The following is a 17,600-nucleotide window of genomic DNA, read 5'->3' as shown; positions in this document are numbered from 1 at the left end:
ACAAAAGGTATTTTTATGAAAAAATTTCCAAATTTATATGATAATAATACCTCTGTACTAATTGTTGAAGATGAAGCAGTCTTAGCAATGGGAATGGAGTATTCTTTAGAAGAATTTGGATATGAAGTAACAGGAATAGAAACTACAGCAGATGCAGCTATTAAACATGCAAATATAAATAACCCTGATATCATACTTATGGATATAAAATTAAAAGGTGAAAAAACAGGAATTGATGCAGCAAAAGAGATTTGGGCTTATAATAAAATACCAATAGTTTTTTTAACTTCTTTTAGTGATGATAAAACTATTAAAAATGCAATGGAAAGTGAACCTTATGGTTATTTGATAAAACCTTGTAGAGATGAAGAATTAAAAGTTGCTATAGAAACAGCTTTACATAAGCATAAGTATTTTTTTAAAAATAAAGATTCTTTAGAAATAAATAAAAAAACTGAAAAAAAGATAGCCTGTATAGAAGGATATAGTTTTAATAAAGCAAAAAAAATACTTTTTAAAAATGACTTACCTATAAAATTGACAGGAAATGAATCAAAACTATTTGATATATTATCTGATTATCCAAATGAGCCAGTAAGTTTTGAAAAGATTAATAACTATATTTGGAGAGATGATTATACAGATATTGGTAAGTTAAGAACTTTAGTTTATAGAATAAAAAATAAATTAGGTACTAATTTAATTGAAAATATTTTTGAATTAGGTTATAAGTTAAAAATTAATTAGATGTCTACTCCAAAATCATATTCGCTAAATACAAAAATCACGCTCACTTTTACAATTTTAGGATTAGTATTACTAGCCATTTTATTTATTCAAATTATTCCAAATATGCAAGATGAGCAAAAAGAATATAAAAAAAATCAAATAGAACATATGATTACTTTGACAAATCAGCAAATAAAGCTTGGAGTACAGCTTTTAATACATGAAAAAGAAACGAAAACGAATGAAATAGAATCATTCCTAAAAACTCGAGTTAATGAATTTTTGAAAAATGTTGAGAATGAAAAAAATATTGAATTAAAAAATCTAAGTGATGACTTAAAATGTAAGATATATATAGTTGATAATCATGATAAAACTTTATATAGCAGTCATAATAATAGTCTTCTTATAAATAAGGAGTTATTAAAAAATGATAAGGTCTTAATTTATAGAAAAAAACAAGAACATATGTGTCCTAAGAGGGCTGAAAGTATATTTTATTCTAGAAGTATAAAAGAAGGGAAAGAGACTTTAGTAACTAAATGTGAGCCAAAAGCATTTAAGAATAGACATGAAAATTTAGAAGAAAATATTAAACAGGATTTACAAAAAAGTTTTGATTTAACTTATAAAGATCATAAAGGTAAAATCAATTTAATATGGATAAATACAAGACATGAAGATGTTGAAGATAAACCTTTATATAATTCAAAAGATAAACCATATAATAATAAATATTGTTTGAGTAAAATGTCAAGTTCAGATTATCCTCAAACAGGACTTCTTTCTGCAAAACAAATACTAGAAGCTGCCAATAAAGAACCTATTTACCACCTTTTAGATTCAAAAGATAAGCCATTTAAATATACAAACCCGGCATTAACTTGGGTTAGAATAATACAAGATAAAAGAGATAGAAAACTTTTGTTTTTGACAACGGTATATTTAGAAGATTTTAATAGAGAATTTTATTCTCCCTTATTAAAAATATTTCCTGCAGCAATTTTATCTTTGTTGCTTGCAATATTTTTAGGCTTTTTCCTTTTTAAAAGACTTTTTAAGAGTATTAATATTTTAACTAATACAGCAAAAGAGATTGATAATGGCAATATAAATTTAAGAAGTGAAATTGAAGGTAATGATGATATTGCGGTACTTGCAAAAACTTTTGATAGCATGTTAGATTCTATAGAAAAAAATATAAATGAATTGGATAAAAAAGTTGAAGGTAAAACTAAAGAACTTAGGAGTTCATTAGAAGAAAAAGAGACACTTTTAAAAGAGATACACCATAGAGTAAAAAATAATCTCGCAATGACTATAAATTTAATAAAACTTCAAAAGTCAAAAATTGAAGATGAAAAAACAAAAAATACTTTAACTGATATTCAGGAAAGAATTTTTACTATGGAATTACTTCATAGAAAACTTTATGAATCAAAAGATTTAAATTCAATACCATTTAAAAAGTATGTCTTAGAACTTATAGAGGATTTAGATAGTACTTATGGCAGAACAAAAGATATTAAAATAAATAGCTTTATAGATGATATTAATATGAATATCGAATATGCCTTACCTTGTGGTTTAATAATTACAGAATTAATTACAAATGCTTATAAATATGGTTTTGTAGATGCTGAAGGAAAACTAGAAGTTTTTTTTGTAGTTGATAATAATAAATGTACTTTAAGTATAAAAGACAATGGAAAAGGACTTCCTTCTTCAATTGATATAAAAAAAGTAAAAAGCTTAGGTTTAAAGCTTGTATCGACAATTGTAAAAGGTCAGTTATTTGGAAAATTTGATTATAGATATGATAATGGGTCAAAATTTATAATACAGTTTAAATTATAGATATCAATAACTATTATTAATATTGATATTAATCAATGAATAGTTTGTAAATTTATATTATTATTAGAAAAAATTATATTAGAAAGAATTAAATGAAATTTATCTTAAAAATTTTAAAGGATTTTCCATCTTATTTATGGAGTGGTTGGGGTGCTATTGCATCTATATTTTTATTTATCGCTTTTTGGGATTTAGGAAATCAATTATATGGGAACTTAGTCCTTCCTAGTCCAAAAGAAACATTTTCAACACTATTTGTTATGTTAAAAGATGATGCTGTGTGGGTAGATATTTTATTAACTATTAAACGAGCAGTTTATGGTTTCTCTATTTCACTTTTATTTGGTTCATTTTTAGGACTTTTATCGGGTCTTTTTGTAACTGCATCAATTATGAGTAGACCAATAGTAACTATACTTGTTGGTATGCCTCCTATTGCATGGATTGTATTAGCAATGATTTGGTTTGGTATGAGTGATATGACAGTTATATTTACAGTTATAGTTGCATCTTTTCCGATAATTTTTATTGGAGCGTTACAAGGAACTAGAACAATAGAAGGTGATTTAAAAGAGATGGCGGATAGTTTTAAATTACCTTTTAGAATGAAGCTTTTGGATATTTATTTTCCTCATATTTTTTCATATATTTTCCCTGCATGGGTTAGTGCACTTGGTATGTCTTGGAAAATTGTAGTAATGGCTGAACTTTTATCTGCAAATGATGGAATAGGAGCTGCTTTAGCAATTGCAAGAAGTCAACTTGATACTCCAACAGCTTTAGCTTTAGTTGTAATTATGATTGGTTCTTTATTATTAATTGAATATTTAATTTTAGAACCAATAAAAAGAGAGGTAGAGTTATGGAGAGAATAGAAGAGTTACTAGTAGAAGATGTCTCTCATTCTTTTGGCTTTGATGATATATTAAAAGATATAAATTTTAAACTTCAAAAAGGAAAAGTTTTATCAATAGTAGGTCCTAGTGGAGGAGGTAAAACGACACTTTTACATCTTTGTGCGCATCTTCTTGACTTGGAAGAAGGAAAGATAAAAAATAGTTTTGAATCCTCTTCTTATGCTTTTCAAGAAGCAAGGTTACTTCCTTGGAAAAATGTAATTGATAATATCTCTTTAGGATTAAAAGCAAAAGGAATAAAAAAAGATAAAAGAGAAGAAGAATCAAGAAAAATTGCTTTAGAGTTTGGTTTAGATGAAGATGATTTTGAAAAGTTTCCAAAAGATTTAAGTGGAGGGATGAAACAGCGTGTTTCTTTCGCAAGAGCAATGGTAACAAAACCATCTTTACTGTTTTTAGATGAGCCTTTTTCTGCCCTTGATATTGGATTAAAAAAAGAGTTACAAAATATGCTTATAAAAACTATTGAAAAAGAGAACTTAAGTATTCTTTTTATTACCCATGATTTAATGGAAGCAATAAAATTAAGTGATGAGGTACTGCTTTTAAAAGCTGAACCTGTTGGACATATAGTTAAAACATATAAATATGATGTACCTCAAAGTATGAGAGATGATGAGTTTGTTTACGAGCAAACTGCAAAACTATTATCAAATAGAACAATAATAGAAACTTTTGAATTGGAATTAAAATGAGTGAAGAAAAAGAATTAAAACAATATGCTACAAATCATTATAGCCATTATCCAAGTGGAGAATATCCTTCATATTTAGCATATGGTTTTAGGCCAATGTTTTTACTTTTAGCTCCATATATTGTAATTTCAATAATACTTTGGTCTTTTGCATTTGCTGGATATATTAATTTATCTTTTGTAAGTGATCCTTTAACTTGGCATATGTATGAGATGTTATATGGCATTGGAATTGCCGGAATTATAGCTTTCTTCTTAACTGGTGCCCCTGAACTTTTCCCTGGAACTGTGCCTATTGTTGGAAGACATTTAGGAACAATTATTATTATCTGGTTATTAGGCCGAATAAGTTTTTGGTTTATGGATTATATAAATATTTATATTGTGATGATTTTAAATATTCTACCACTTATTTGGATAATAGCTTTGGTTTTTAAACCAGTAGTCTTAGATCCTAAAAGAAGACATTTATCTTTAGCTTTTGCTTTGTTAATATTACTTGGAATACAAATATTTTTCTTTTTATCAGTTTTAGGAAAAATTGAGGTTTCAACAAAAGATATTCTTATTTTAGCCCTTGGTGCTTTTACAGTATTAGAAATTTTAGCACTAAGAAGAATTAATATGGAAGCAATAAATGAACTTTTAGAATATGAAGATATTGATGAAACTTTTTATTCTAGAGCTCCAAGATATAATCTTGCTATTTTTTGTGTAAGTTTATACACAATATTAGAGTTTTTATATCCTGATAATTCTATATTAGCCTATATTGCATTTGCAAGTGCTGCTGCAATTTTAGGGATTATTAATGATTTTGTATTAAAAGACAATAATATACTTTTCAAACCTTTTGTTATATATATGATATCTATTTTAGTATTGATGGCTTGTGGATATGGTTTTATAGGATATGATTATATAAATGTAGAAGTATATATGTTGAATCATTTTAGACATTTTCTTACAACTGGTGTTTTTGGATTAGTTTTTTATATTGTAATGATAATAATTTCTACAATTCATACTGGACGACATCTTTTTTCAAACTTCTGGATTGCACTTGGAGTAGTTTTAATTATAGTATCTACTTTTATAAGAAGTTTCATTCCATATTATCAAGAATATATGATTGAAGCTTATATTATTTCATCAATTCTTTGGGCAATGCCATTTATCTTTTATATGAAAATATTCTTTCCCTTTTTAATGAATAAAAGAGCTGATGGAATTCCTGGTTAAATAGTACTATATAATAATGATTATCAAAATTAGTGAACTTTAAGACAACACTTGATACTATTCATTTATTAATATTAATTATCATTAATAAAAAAGGAGAACTTATATGATAAAACGTTTTAAAATACTTTTTCTAGCTACGGCTTTTTATTTATTGTCTAATCAATTATTTGCAGAGAAGCTTGTGGTTGCAGGGCCTTTTGCCTCAGTGTCACATCCTATAATGCACATGATAAAAACAAATGCTTTAAAAGACTTAGGAAAAGAAATAGAATTTAGGTTGTGGAAAAACCCTGATGAACTAAGAGCTTTAGTTTTAAATAGTGATGTAAAGTTTATTGCAGTTCCTACAAATGTGGCAGCAAATTTATATAATAAGAATATAGATATTAAACTTTTAAATGTCTCTGTTTGGGGTATATTAGGTATGGTTTCAAGAAATCAAGACCTTAAAACTTTAAGTGATTTTAAAGATAAAGAAATAGTAGTTCCTTTTAGAGCAGATATGCCAGATATTGTATTTCAAGAACTTATTAAAAAAAGAGGTTTAGACCCTAAAAAAGACTTTAAACTAAAATATGTATCAAGTCCAATTGATGCGATGCAGATGTTAGTTTTAAGACAAGTTGACCATGCATTGTTAGCGGAACCTGCGATCTCAATTGCTTTGAGAAAAACAGGCTCTTTCCCTATCAAACTTATTGCTCCAGATTTATATAGAAGTGTTGACTTACAAGAAGAGTGGGGAAAACTTTTTAAAACTGAAGCAAAAGTTCCTCAAGCAGGCATGGCATTTTTAGGTAAAACAGAAGGTAATGAAGAGTTAATAAATAGATTTATGACTGAGTATGAAAAATCGTTAAATTGGTATAAATCAAATCCAAAAGAAGCAGCGCAACTAGTAGTAAAAACTCTTCCTATGTTAGAAGCAGAAGGTTTGGCTGATTCAATTGAGCATGTAAATTTAAATAGTGTTAATGCAATTGATTCTAAAAAAGATTTGGAATTTTTCTATGATATTTTAAAAAATAGTAATCCAAAGCTTATTGGAGGAAAACTTCCTTCACAAGGACTTTATTATGAGTAACAACGAGAAAATTGATATTAAAGAGTTACAGAAAAAATGGAATAACTTAAGAAAAAAAGCTGAAGTTAAAACTAATATTACAAAAAATACAAGGGATATAAAATGATGTTAATAAACGTTCATAATATATTTAGAGATGCAGTTTTAGAAGAAAATGCGGATACTTTAGAAAAAATTCTATCTTCTTCTGATACTAGAATTGACTTAATTGAGGATTTTTCAAAACATCATGATATTAACATGTTAATAAGTATTATTCCTAAATTTAAGAGTAAAGGCTTAATTTCAAATATTCAAGAATATTGTGATTTGATTTTGAGTAGAAATAAAAAAAAATATATATCTAGTGATTTTGAGTCATCAGTTATAAAGTATGTACATCAAAGAAACATGGAAGAAAATAAGATTAAACATTTACAAGATGATGCATTTGAAAAAAAAAGAGTTAGTTAAAAGTTAGTTAAACTATAAAAGAAGGAAGAAGATGAGAAAAAAGATATTTGTTTCAGCAATAGCTAGTGTAGTGGCTGTTGGAAGCATACATGCAAATTCGTTAGGTGAAATCACAGTTACTACTGCTACAAAAACGGAGAAGTCAATTGATGGAGTAACTGCATCAGTTGTTGTTATTACAAAAGAAGATATAGAAAAAACTGGTGCATCAACTTTAGATACTATTTTAGAAAAAATACCTTCAATAAATGCACAATATGCAAGATTTCCACACCCAAGTGCAAAATCTAAAGCTGCTATCTCTTTAAGAGGGGTTGGTGCAAATGGAACACTTATTTTAATAGATGGAAAGAGGCTTTCAGGAGAAACCGAAAGCCCATATGAAATGACAAGAATTACTGCTTCAATGATTGAAAGAATTGAAATAGTTAAAGGTTCTATGTCAACATTATATGGTTCAGATGCTATTGGAGGAGTGATTAATATTATTACTAAAAAAATTGACCATAATAGTACAGTTGTTGATATGAAGTATGGTGCAAACAAAGATCATGATGCTAAAAATAGAAATTTTAATTTTAATACTATGGGGAAAGCTGATAAGTTAAGATATAAAGTTTATGGTTCTATAAATGATACAACACCTTATACAATATCAAAATCTTATTCACAAGTAGCTGCAAATCCAACTACAAGTGCTGTAATTGCAACTGATCCACAACATGGAGTCTCTGCAAATCATGATGTTACATATAGAGATGAAACAAATGTAAAAACAATTGGTACTAGGTTAGAAACAGATTTAACAAATAATCTTATTGCTGGTATTGATTTTAATTATTTTAAAGAAGAACGAACTGGTCAATATATTGGAAATGCAAAATATGTAAATGGTGGACCTGTATTGGTTAAAAATACACCAGTTAACTCTAGAGATGAAAATAGAAGACTAGATGCTTCTGCTGATTTTGATTATATGATTAATGATGATTTATCAATTGATGCTAAAATATATAGATCATATTATAAAAAAAGAAACTTTACTGACCCAATAAATTTTACAGGCCCAACTAATACAAAATTTAGTGCAAATGTAACTATTGATACTTTTGAATCAAATATTAAGTATGCATTAAATGATTCTAACTTTATTACTTCAGGAGTAGAATATAGAAAAGAAAAAAGAGAATCAAGTGCAATTAACCCTGATGCATCTTCAAGTGAGTTTATTACAAAAGTAGTTAAATATAAATCACTTTTTATTCAAGATGAAATAGAATTTACAGATACTTTAACTGCAACTATAGGTGCAAGATATGATAATATTTCAAATGCCGATAATAAAGCAACACTTCAAGCTGGAATAGTAAAAAAACTTTTTGAAAATACTAATCTTAGATTTAATTATGCACAAGGTTACAGAGCTCCTGATATAGCTGAACTTTTTGTTGTATCTCCCTTATTTAAAGATGGAAAACGATTTGGTTCGGAGGTAATATTTGGGCCAAAAACTACTGTATATGATTTAAAACCAGAACAATCTCAATCTTTTGAAGTTTCATTATCCAATAAATATAATTCATTGTCTTCACAGTTAACTTTATTTAACAATAAAATTAAAGACAAGATAGAGTTAGTATCGTATGGAAGTGGAGCAGCTAAGTACTATACTTCTGAGAATTTAGATAATGTTGATATCAAAGGTGCAGAGGTTTCACTAGGATATGATATAAATGATAGCTTAGATTTAGGATTTAATCTAACATATCTAAAAACTGAAGATGAAGGTACAGGAAAAGAACTAACTTATACTCCTGATATTTCTGCTTCAATAAATGCCAATTATAAAGTCACTAAAGACTTTTCAACAAATTTAATGATTAGATATATTGGTGAACAATATACAGATACTTTAAATACTACTCAAACTGATGATTATAGTTTGGTTGATTTAGCTGCAAGATATAAAGTTAATAAAAATCTTGAGATTTATGGTGGAATTGATAACTTATTTAATAGAGAAGTTGATGAAGTTCTAGGTTCAAATGTAGGTACTTACTTTTACACTGGTATAAAAGCTACATTTTAAACGAAGCAGCAGAATTTTTCTGCTGTTTTTTCTATAAAAAATTTATTCTCAAAATAATCTTTCTCATTAATACAAAATTACTAAATAGCAATTATTAACAAATAAAATTAAACTCCATAATATATTAAATAATATTATAAATATATATAAAGATTATATTAACTTATATTTTTATTAATTGATTAAGATAATTATTATCAATATTGATATATAATTCATAAAAATTTAAAGGAATGTAATGATTTCACTTTTAGAAAATCTAATGTATGAGGTTTCAAATACCTTTTTAGCGCCTATACTGATACTTATAGTATTATTGTTTATTTATTCAATATTTGAAATAGGAGTATTTTTTACTCAATGGTTTAAGCGAAAAAAAAGCGAAAAAAACTATAAAAAATTCTTAAAAAATGAACAATTTGAATTTATAAAAGGCTATGCAATTGTTAACTATTTAGTTAACAGTGGATTTAATAGTTTAGAGGATTTAGAAGTTCATGCTTATAAAAAGTTACAAAATACTTCTATTATAACAAGAGTTGCCCCTATGTTAGGTCTTGTTGCTACTATGATTCCTATGGGGCCAGCCTTAAAAGCACTATCTTCAGGAAATGTACAAGGAATAAGTGAAAATCTTATTATTGCTTTTGCAGCAGTTATCTTTGCTTTAATTACGGCTTCTATTACTTATTGGATAACAACAGTTAGAAAAGGTTGGTATGCTCATGAGATTAAAGATATTTTACATTTAAACAAGGTAACAAATGAAACTGTTGCATGAAGATGAGTCTTTAAATCCCATACTTTCTGCTGTGAATTTAGTAGATGTTTTTCTAGTAATTATTGCAGCTTTATTGATAACAATTGCTCAAAATCCCCTTAATCCTTTTAATAGTGATGATGTAACAGTTATAAAAAATCCAGGTAAAAAAAATATGGAAGTAGTTATAAAAAAAGGTGAAAAGATTGATAAGTATAAATCAGAAGGGAAAATAGGAGAAGGAGAAGGAACAAAAGCAGGAGTTGCTTATAAATTAAAAGATGGAAGTATGGTTTATATTCCTGAGAATAAAAAATAATAAGAGAAAGGTTAGTTTGTGAAGATTAAAGTTTTATTTTTAATACTATATTTTTTTTCAATAAGTTTATTTGCAAAAAATGATGTATTAATTATTAGTAGTACTATGGGACAAAGTACACAAGCTTCAAAAGCAGTTGAAGTTATAGATATAGGGAAGAAAAAAGATTTAGATATTAAGTTTTTATTTCAAAACGAATTAAAAAAAGAAAATCAGTTTAAAGAACTTTCAAAATATAAAATTATTATGATTGATTCATTAGCTGGTTCAAGATCTATTAATAGTATGCTTGAACAATATAAAGATGTTTTAATTAAATTAGATGATAAAAAAATAATCATTCCTATTTCAATTAAAAAAGAAAATCCTTACAGAAAAAATATATCAATTGAAGATAATATTTTACTAAATGAATATTGGCATAATGGAGGGCAAGAAAACTTTAAAAATTTTGTAATTTTCATTCAAAATAAACTTCTTAAAACATCAAATGAAAAATACAAAAAAGCTTTAATTGTACCAGAAGAGGGTATTTATCATCCAAAAAGTTCAAGTTTAGCTTTTAATTCACTTGAAGAGTATGCGAAATTTGCAAAGATAGATTTAAATAATATAGATAAGCCTGTTATTGCAATTGGTATGCATAGAGGTTCTATTGTGTCAAATAGTATGGCTCATATAAATGAAATGATTTCTTATTTTGAAAAAAAGAATTACTATACTATTCCTTTTTTTACTAACATTTCAGGTGATGATGCTGTAGGTAAACAATTTTTAAGATTTAAAAATAAAACAATAGTTGATGTTATTGTTAATTTTCAAATTATGATTATTGACCACGAGAGTTTAAAAGATGATTATAAAAAGTTAAATGTACCTATATTACACGCTCTTTATTATGGACAAGGAGATACAAAAGATTGGTTAAATGACATAAATGGTGTAAATTTTCCAATGATTCCAATGACTTTTATAATTCCTGAAACATTAGGTTTTACAGATCCTTTAATTGTTGCTGCACAAAATAAGATAACAAAAAAACTTGAACCAATTTTCCCTCAACTTTACTCTTTAGCAAATAAAGCAATAAATATTTCAAAATTAAAAAGAATGCCAAATAAAGATAAAAAAGTTGCAATTATGTATTATAACTACCCTTATGGTGTAGATAATATGGGTGCAAGTTTTTTAAATCTTCCAGAAAGTTTAGAACAAACTTTTAAAACATTTAAAGAAAAAGGTTATACAACAGAAGCTAAAAAACATGAAGAGATAAGAATTGAAGCAACAAAAGGTCTTCAAATGCTTTATGATGTAAATCTTTATGATAAAGCGTGGAAGATGATAGAAGAAGATAGTGCTGCTTTATTTCCATATGAAGATTATATGAAAGAGTTTTACAAGTTACCTGTTAAAACTAGAACAAATATGATTAAAGTATGGGATTATCCACTTAAATCGAAAAGTTTAATATATAAAGATGGGAAATGGTATTTCTTAGTTCCAAGAAAAAAAATTGGAAATATTTTGATAATGCCACAACCAAGACGTGCTGAAAGAGATGATAGTATTAGAGAACAAAATATCGATATTACTAGAGATGATAGTAGACTTTGGCATAATCCAACAGTTCCTATTTCTCATTCATATTTAGCTGGATATTTATATGTTAGAAAACAATTCAAAGCTGATGCGATAGTGCATTATGGAACTCATGGAACGCAAGAATGGTCTCCTGGAAAAGAAAGAGGACTTAGTATTGGAGATGATGCCTTATCTGTATTAGGTGATGTACCTGTTGTATATCCTTATATTACAAATAACTTAGCAGAAGCCATTCAAGCCAAAAGAAGAGGTAGAGCAACTTTAATTTCTCATCAAACACCTCCTTTTGGACTTACTGGAACATATAAAGAACTTAGTGAGATTATGGATTTTATTAATCAATACAAAAGTGTTGATGATGGGATGTTAAAAGGTCAGTTAAAAAATCAAATTACCCAGACAACTGTAAATTTAAATGTACATAAAGATGTTGAATTTTCTGAAGTGGAAATTAAAGAGAATTTTGATGCTTATCTTTCAAAAGTGGAAGATTATATTTTAGGTACTTCAAAATCTGCAATGCCTTTAGGGATGCATACTTTTGGAACATATCCTAAAAAAGAACATTTAATATCTACAATTTTACAGATGGTTGGAAGTGAATTTATACAGATGGTTGAAGGAGACAAAAACTTCTTTACTCAAAATTATGAAAAGTTTCCAGAGTCAAAGTCATACAAACTCTTAAATGATTTTGTAATTGAAAATAAAGATTTTAATGAGCTTGAAGATAAAAATCTAAAGCCATATTTAGAAGTTGCAAGAAAATATAGAGATAGTTTTGTAAATACAAAAGAGATAAAAAACTTTATGAGAGCATTAGATGGAGAGTATATAGAAACTGGTGTAGGAGGAGATTCTATTAGAAATCCAGAATCTTTGCCAACAGGTATAAATATGTATGGTTTTGACCCTAGTAAAGTTCCAACAAAAGCTGCTTATAAAACAGGTAGTAAACTAATGAAGGATTTTATTGAAAATTATTATAAAGAGAATGGGAAATATCCTCAAAAATTAACTTTTAATTTATGGTCTTTAGAAACTATGAGACATTATGGAGTTTTAGAATCTCAAATTTTATATGCAATGGGAGTAAGACCTGTTTGGAATGAAACTGGAATTTCAAATAAATTTATTCAAAATATTGTTAAACAAATGATTCAAAAATATTTAGGTGAAAGTGTATCAAGTTGGGTAGCAAGTTTAGTTACAGTTCCTAGAATTGAAGCTGTTTTAAGTATCACTCCTGATGATTGGTTAGTAAAACCTAAGAAAATGTTAAAGCATGCAAAAATGACTGCAAAAGGTCAAATTGAGGATGTAGAAATAATTCCATATAGTGAACTTAAACGTCCAAGAGTTGATGTTGTGATTTCTGCCACTGGTCTTTATAGAGATACTTTCCCTCAACCAATGCAGCTAATTGCAAAAGCAGTTGAAAAGGTAGCAAAACTAAAAGAAGATAATAACTACTTAAGAATTAATACTTTAGCTATGAAAGAAAAGTTAGAAAAGACAAGAGGTATTTCAAAAGATGAGGCTGAGTATTTATCAACAATTAGAATTTTTTCAAATAAACCAGGTGATTATGGTAGTGGGGTTGATGAAATAGGTGATACTTCAAGATGGAATGATGACCAAAGAATTTCTCAAAATTATGTTCAAAAACTTGGACATTATTATGGAAGTGACCCAAAAAGATGGGGCGAAAAACATGTAAGCTTAGATTTATACTCTAAAAATCTAAGTGGAACAGAGGGAATTATCTTCTCTAGAACTTCAAATCTTTATGGACTTTTAACATCTGATGATCCTTTTGAATATTTTGGTTCAATTGCAATGGCAGTAAGAAATGTAGATGGAAAAGCTCCAAAAACATTTATTGCAAATTTAAGAGATCCAAATAATGCAAAAATTCAAAGTACAGGTGAGTTTTTATCTCAAGAACTAAGAGGAAGATATTTTCATCCAAAATGGATAAAAGAGATGCAAGCAGAAGGCTACTCTGGAACACTAACAGTCTTAGATAGAATGAATAACTTTTGGGGATGGCAAGTTGTTGATCCAAATGTTGTAAGAGATGATCAATGGCAAGAGTTTGTTGAAGTATATGTAAATGATAAGTATGACTTAAAAATACAAGAGTGGTTTAAACAATTTAATCCTGATGCTTTAGCACAATTTACTCAAAAAATATTAGAAGCAAATAGGAAAGGGTATTTCAAAACTGATGAAAATACTTTGAAAAAATTAGTTGAACTGTATAAAGAGTTACAACAAAAATATAAAGTTAAAACTTATAATACAAAATTTAAAGACTTTGTAGATAAAAAAGCAATTGGGTTTGGGCTTATGACTCCAAGTGGACAATTAACACCTGCTCCTACTCAAGAGTCAAATAAGAAAATGGAAAAACCAAAGAAAATAGAAAAACCAAAAGTAAAAGGTCAAAAACTTGAAAAGGTTAAAAAAGAAGAGTTTATGGATGACTCTACTCAAAAAGTAATTTTTGCATTGTTATTTGGACTTATGTTAGCTGGTGTAGCTTATGAATTTAAAAGAAAGGCATAAAATGAAAAGTTTTTTAATTACATTAGTATTTACAATAGCTGCTTTTGCACATACTCCTATTATGAGTTGTATAGATGAAGGTGATGGAACAGTCACTTGCGAAGGTGGATTTAGTGACGGCAGTAGTGCCGGTGGAGTAAAATTTAGAGTTGTTTCAAATGAAAAGAAAATACTTTTAGATACCAAACTAAATAGTGAAAGTGAAGTGAATTTTAAAAAACCAGAAGTTGATTATAGTGCAGTTTTTGATGCTGGACCACAACATGAAGTTTATATAAAAAGTAAAGATATATTGGAATAAAGGAAAGAAATGAAGTTTAAAAAATTATTATGTTTAAGTTTATTAAGTAGTACACTTTTTGCACAATCACAACTTATGTATACCCCTGAAATGACTTTAAATACTGGGAAAAGTATTAATTTAGCTCATGTTCAAATGCATCCGTATACAAATTTAAAAACATATGATATGGGTACGCAACATAAAGGTGATGAAAAATTAGAACCAGAAGAATTTTATGTAATGCATAAAACAATAAAAACAGATTTAAAGGATACTTTAAAGCCAATAGTTTTCACAGGTAAAAATGAAGCAAAAGCATATACTTCAAAATATAAAGCTAAAAAGATGGGTGATCATCTTTTTGTAATGAAACCTGCTCCTTCATTTAGTGAAGTAGAGGGAATCTATTTACAAATGATTACAAAAATGGTTGTAAATGTTGCTGGTAAACCAACTGATTGGGACAAAGAATTGGGTCTTGAAGCTGAAATTATTCCTTTATCAAAACCTTATGGTATTTGGGCTGGAAGTAGTTTTTCAGGAATGGTAAAAGCTTCAGGAATTCCTATTCCTTTTGCACATATTGAAGTTGAATTATTAAATTATGATATTGATATGGAAAATAATAAAACAACAAATATGAAAACAAATGCTCCTCAACAAAGTTTTAAAGTAATTGAATTTAAAGCAAACGAAAGAGGTGAGTTTACTTTTCATATTCCAAAAGAAGGATTATGGAGTTTCAATGCCAAAGGTATTGGACATAATAAAAAATTCAAAGGAAGAGAACTTAGTCAAGATGCAGTTTTTTGGGTTGAATCAAAAAATATAGAAGAATTAAAAAAATTAGATAAGGAGAAAAAGGAGACAAAATAAGTTTTAGTTTCGCAAACTTTTGGTGAAAGAAGAGGGCAACCTCTTTTTTTTAATTTCAATTTATTATTAATAATAGTTATTAATATTGAAAAGGGAAATAATGTTAAATAAAAAATTAATTGCAGTAACTTCTGCAATGATATTCGCATCAAATCTATATGCAGGAGATAGATTAAATGATGTAGTTGTTACAGCGAAAAGTAAAAAACAATTAATCGATACAGCAGGTTCAACATCAATTATTACTGCTGATGAAATTGAAAAAATGGGTGTTAATTCTATAAATGAAGTTTTAGAAGAAACAGTTGGTATTAGTAGGGGAGTTAATAATTCATCTACTTTTGGTAGAAAAACTATTTCGATTAGAGGTTTAGAGAGTAAAAACTCACTTATTCTTATTGATGGAAGAAGAGTCTCAGGTTCTGATGCACAGATTGGACATTCTGATTTTCAATATAACTGGCTTCCTTTAAGTGCAATTGAAAAAATTGAGGTTGTAAGAGGTCCAATGAGTTCACTCTATGGTTCAAATGCTTTAGGTGGAGTAATTAATATTATTACAAAGAAACCAACAAATGAAATAGAGTCAGAGCTTGATATTAAGCTTGGAAGAACAAGCCATTCTAGAGGTGGAAATGAAGGTGATTATTCAATTGTTTCAAGTGGAAAAGTTAATGATAAATTCGCATATTCTATTTTTGGACAGTTCAATGATGAAAAATTAACTACTAAACCTTCTGATTCTAATGCAACAGAACTTGAAGGAAAAAAAGTTAAAAATGTTATGGCAAATGGATGGTTTACTATTGATGATACTCAAAATATTGAAATATCATTATTAAAATCAGATGAGAAAAGAAAAACTGTAGATTATGATAACTATTATGATCTAGATAAAATACATGCTGCTATTACATACAATAAAGAATTTAGTGATTTTGCTTTTAAAGCATCTCTTTATACTACAAAATCTGAAAATAAGATAGAACAGTTTGCTTATACTCATAAGTTAAGTAACACTGTTTTAAATACTGAAGCTATCATAGATAGTATTGATAAGCATTTTATTATAGCAGGAGCAGAAATAAGAAGAGAATCTTATGATAAAGTATATGATACTGCTTCATCAAATGCATTTGGAGATAGTTTTTCTTATTCCTCTGCATATTTACAAGATGAAATAGATATTACTGATAATCTGATATTAACATTAGGTATTAGATATGACAAGCATGAAAATTTTGGTGGAGAAATAAGTCCTAAAGCATTTGCTGTTTATAAATTACAAGAAAATATGAGATTAAAGCTTGGATATGGACATGGATTTAATGCTCCAACAGTTACTCAATCTTCTGATGATTATCAATTTAGAAATTATTACGCTGGGTATGGTTTTGATGGAGATAGTAATCTAAAGCCTGAAGTAGCAGATTCTTATGAACTTGGATTTGAATATAAAGGTCAAGACCTTACATTTAAAACTACGGCATTTTACAATGATGTAAAGGATTTAATTGATTATACAACTGAATCTGGAACTGAAGCAAATCCAATTTGTGCAACTTGGGCATTTGGACCTTGCCCATTTGATGACCCTATTTCAATTAGACAATATGGAAATGTTGATAATGCTATTACAAAAGGTATTGAACTAGAGTATCAACAAGATAATATTATAGATGGTTTAGATTTTGATTTAAATTATACTTATCTAAAAACAGAAGATAAAGAAACTAGTAGAGAGTTAAAATTAAAACCAAAACATACATTAAATGCAAAAATATCGTATGAATTACCTTATGAAATAGATTCAAGTTTAAGATACAGCTATACAGGTAACCAATATGATGCAGATTATAAAAAACTTGGTGCATATGGAACAGCCGCAATGCAATTATCAAAAAAAGTTACAAAAGATTTAACTGTTAGATTTGGTATAGAGAACTTAACAAATAAAAGACTTGATGATGACTATGAGTACCAGTTAAGAAGTAGATTTTATTATGCAGGTTTAAATTACAAATTTTAATCTTGTTAAAAAATCACTGTGAAAAATATTTTCACAGTGATTTTCATTTTTTAAACAGATTTCATTTATCTGTATTTTATTTATAGGTT

At 27.5% G+C, this 17,600-nt stretch carries 14 protein-coding genes; all 14 read left to right on the top strand.

The annotated features are described in order from the left end of the window. Positions 1 to 15: 15 nt before the first annotated feature. The 14 genes from BT997_RS08905 (at position 16) to BT997_RS08840 (ending at position 17,511) form a co-directional block, all read left to right on the top strand. A complete protein-coding gene (locus tag BT997_RS08905; RefSeq protein ID WP_072681337.1) occupies positions 16 to 747 on the top strand; it encodes a response regulator in 732 nt (243 codons plus the stop codon). After that, positions 748 to 2,586 (top strand): sensor histidine kinase, encoded by a 1,839-nt coding sequence (locus BT997_RS08900; protein WP_072681335.1) that lies wholly within the window; start codon positions 748 to 750, stop codon positions 2,584 to 2,586. Positions 2,587 to 2,678: 92 nt separating this feature from the next. Then, a complete protein-coding gene (locus BT997_RS08895; protein ID WP_072681334.1) occupies positions 2,679 to 3,461 on the top strand; it encodes an ABC transporter permease in 783 nt (260 codons plus the stop codon). Further along, positions 3,449 to 4,198 carry an ABC transporter ATP-binding protein gene (locus tag BT997_RS08890; protein ID WP_072681332.1) on the top strand — a complete coding sequence of 250 codons (750 nt, stop codon included), beginning with the start codon at positions 3,449 to 3,451 and terminating at the stop codon, positions 4,196 to 4,198. The genes BT997_RS08895 and BT997_RS08890 overlap by 13 nt, the downstream gene beginning before the upstream one ends. After that, entirely contained in the window at positions 4,195 to 5,439 is a 1,245-nt protein-coding gene (locus tag BT997_RS08885) for an NnrS family protein (RefSeq protein ID WP_072681330.1), read from the top strand. The genes BT997_RS08890 and BT997_RS08885 overlap by 4 nt, the downstream gene beginning before the upstream one ends. A 106-nt stretch (positions 5,440 to 5,545) precedes the next feature. Then, positions 5,546 to 6,526, top strand: a complete 981-nt coding sequence (locus tag BT997_RS08880) for an ABC transporter substrate-binding protein (protein WP_072681328.1) — start codon at positions 5,546 to 5,548, stop codon at positions 6,524 to 6,526. A gap of 102 nt (positions 6,527 to 6,628) precedes the next feature. After that, a complete protein-coding gene (locus BT997_RS08875) occupies positions 6,629 to 6,979 on the top strand; it encodes a hypothetical protein (protein ID WP_072681326.1) in 351 nt (116 codons plus the stop codon). 31 nt (positions 6,980 to 7,010) lie between these two features. Further along, positions 7,011 to 9,068 (top strand): TonB-dependent siderophore receptor, encoded by a 2,058-nt coding sequence (locus BT997_RS08870; protein WP_072681325.1) that lies wholly within the window; start codon positions 7,011 to 7,013, stop codon positions 9,066 to 9,068. A gap of 238 nt (positions 9,069 to 9,306) precedes the next feature. Continuing rightward, the gene (locus BT997_RS08865; RefSeq protein WP_072681323.1) at positions 9,307 to 9,849 is read left to right on the top strand and encodes a MotA/TolQ/ExbB proton channel family protein; all 543 of its coding nucleotides are present in this window, start codon (positions 9,307 to 9,309) and stop codon (positions 9,847 to 9,849) included. After that, the gene (locus BT997_RS08860) at positions 9,833 to 10,147 is read left to right on the top strand and encodes a DUF2149 domain-containing protein (RefSeq protein WP_072681321.1); all 315 of its coding nucleotides are present in this window, start codon (positions 9,833 to 9,835) and stop codon (positions 10,145 to 10,147) included. Before BT997_RS08865 ends, BT997_RS08860 begins: the two co-directional genes overlap by 17 nt. Positions 10,148 to 10,165: 18 nt before the next feature. Continuing rightward, entirely contained in the window at positions 10,166 to 14,323 is a 4,158-nt protein-coding gene (locus tag BT997_RS08855; protein WP_072681320.1) for a cobaltochelatase subunit CobN, read from the top strand. 1 nt (position 14,324) lies between these two features. Next, positions 14,325 to 14,624 (top strand): hypothetical protein, encoded by a 300-nt coding sequence (locus BT997_RS08850; protein ID WP_072681318.1) that lies wholly within the window; start codon positions 14,325 to 14,327, stop codon positions 14,622 to 14,624. A gap of 9 nt (positions 14,625 to 14,633) precedes the next feature. Then, positions 14,634 to 15,482 (top strand): DUF4198 domain-containing protein, encoded by an 849-nt coding sequence (locus tag BT997_RS08845; protein WP_072681316.1) that lies wholly within the window; start codon positions 14,634 to 14,636, stop codon positions 15,480 to 15,482. Positions 15,483 to 15,582: 100 nt separating this feature from the next. After that, positions 15,583 to 17,511, top strand: coding sequence for a TonB-dependent siderophore receptor (locus BT997_RS08840; protein ID WP_072681314.1), 1,929 nt, complete (start codon positions 15,583 to 15,585; stop codon positions 17,509 to 17,511). The last annotated feature ends 89 nt before the right edge of the window (positions 17,512 to 17,600 follow it).

Origin of the sequence: Arcobacter sp. LA11 (assembly GCF_001895145.1) — a bacterium.
In the GTDB taxonomy this organism is placed as follows: domain Bacteria; phylum Campylobacterota; class Campylobacteria; order Campylobacterales; family Arcobacteraceae; genus Halarcobacter.
Note: the sequence above shows the minus strand (reverse complement) of the source record. Positions and strands in the feature narration are given on the sequence as shown.

What these genes read in the sequence shown, in the direction of transcription:
- BT997_RS08905 (WP_072681337.1), top strand. Translation starts at nt 16, where the DNA reads ATGAAAAAATTTCCAAATTTATATGATAATAATACCTCTGTACTAATT.
- BT997_RS08900 (WP_072681335.1), top strand. Translation starts at nt 748, where the DNA reads ATGTCTACTCCAAAATCATATTCGCTAAATACAAAAATCACGCTCACT.
- BT997_RS08895 (WP_072681334.1), top strand. Translation starts at nt 2,679, where the DNA reads ATGAAATTTATCTTAAAAATTTTAAAGGATTTTCCATCTTATTTATGG.
- BT997_RS08890 (WP_072681332.1), top strand. Translation starts at nt 3,449, where the DNA reads ATGGAGAGAATAGAAGAGTTACTAGTAGAAGATGTCTCTCATTCTTTT.
- BT997_RS08885 (WP_072681330.1), top strand. Translation starts at nt 4,195, where the DNA reads ATGAGTGAAGAAAAAGAATTAAAACAATATGCTACAAATCATTATAGC.
- BT997_RS08880 (WP_072681328.1), top strand. Translation starts at nt 5,546, where the DNA reads ATGATAAAACGTTTTAAAATACTTTTTCTAGCTACGGCTTTTTATTTA.
- BT997_RS08875 (WP_072681326.1), top strand. Translation starts at nt 6,629, where the DNA reads ATGATGTTAATAAACGTTCATAATATATTTAGAGATGCAGTTTTAGAA.
- BT997_RS08870 (WP_072681325.1), top strand. Translation starts at nt 7,011, where the DNA reads ATGAGAAAAAAGATATTTGTTTCAGCAATAGCTAGTGTAGTGGCTGTT.
- BT997_RS08865 (WP_072681323.1), top strand. Translation starts at nt 9,307, where the DNA reads ATGATTTCACTTTTAGAAAATCTAATGTATGAGGTTTCAAATACCTTT.
- BT997_RS08860 (WP_072681321.1), top strand. Translation starts at nt 9,833, where the DNA reads ATGAAACTGTTGCATGAAGATGAGTCTTTAAATCCCATACTTTCTGCT.
- BT997_RS08850 (WP_072681318.1), top strand. Translation starts at nt 14,325, where the DNA reads ATGAAAAGTTTTTTAATTACATTAGTATTTACAATAGCTGCTTTTGCA.
- BT997_RS08845 (WP_072681316.1), top strand. Translation starts at nt 14,634, where the DNA reads ATGAAGTTTAAAAAATTATTATGTTTAAGTTTATTAAGTAGTACACTT.
- BT997_RS08840 (WP_072681314.1), top strand. Translation starts at nt 15,583, where the DNA reads ATGTTAAATAAAAAATTAATTGCAGTAACTTCTGCAATGATATTCGCA.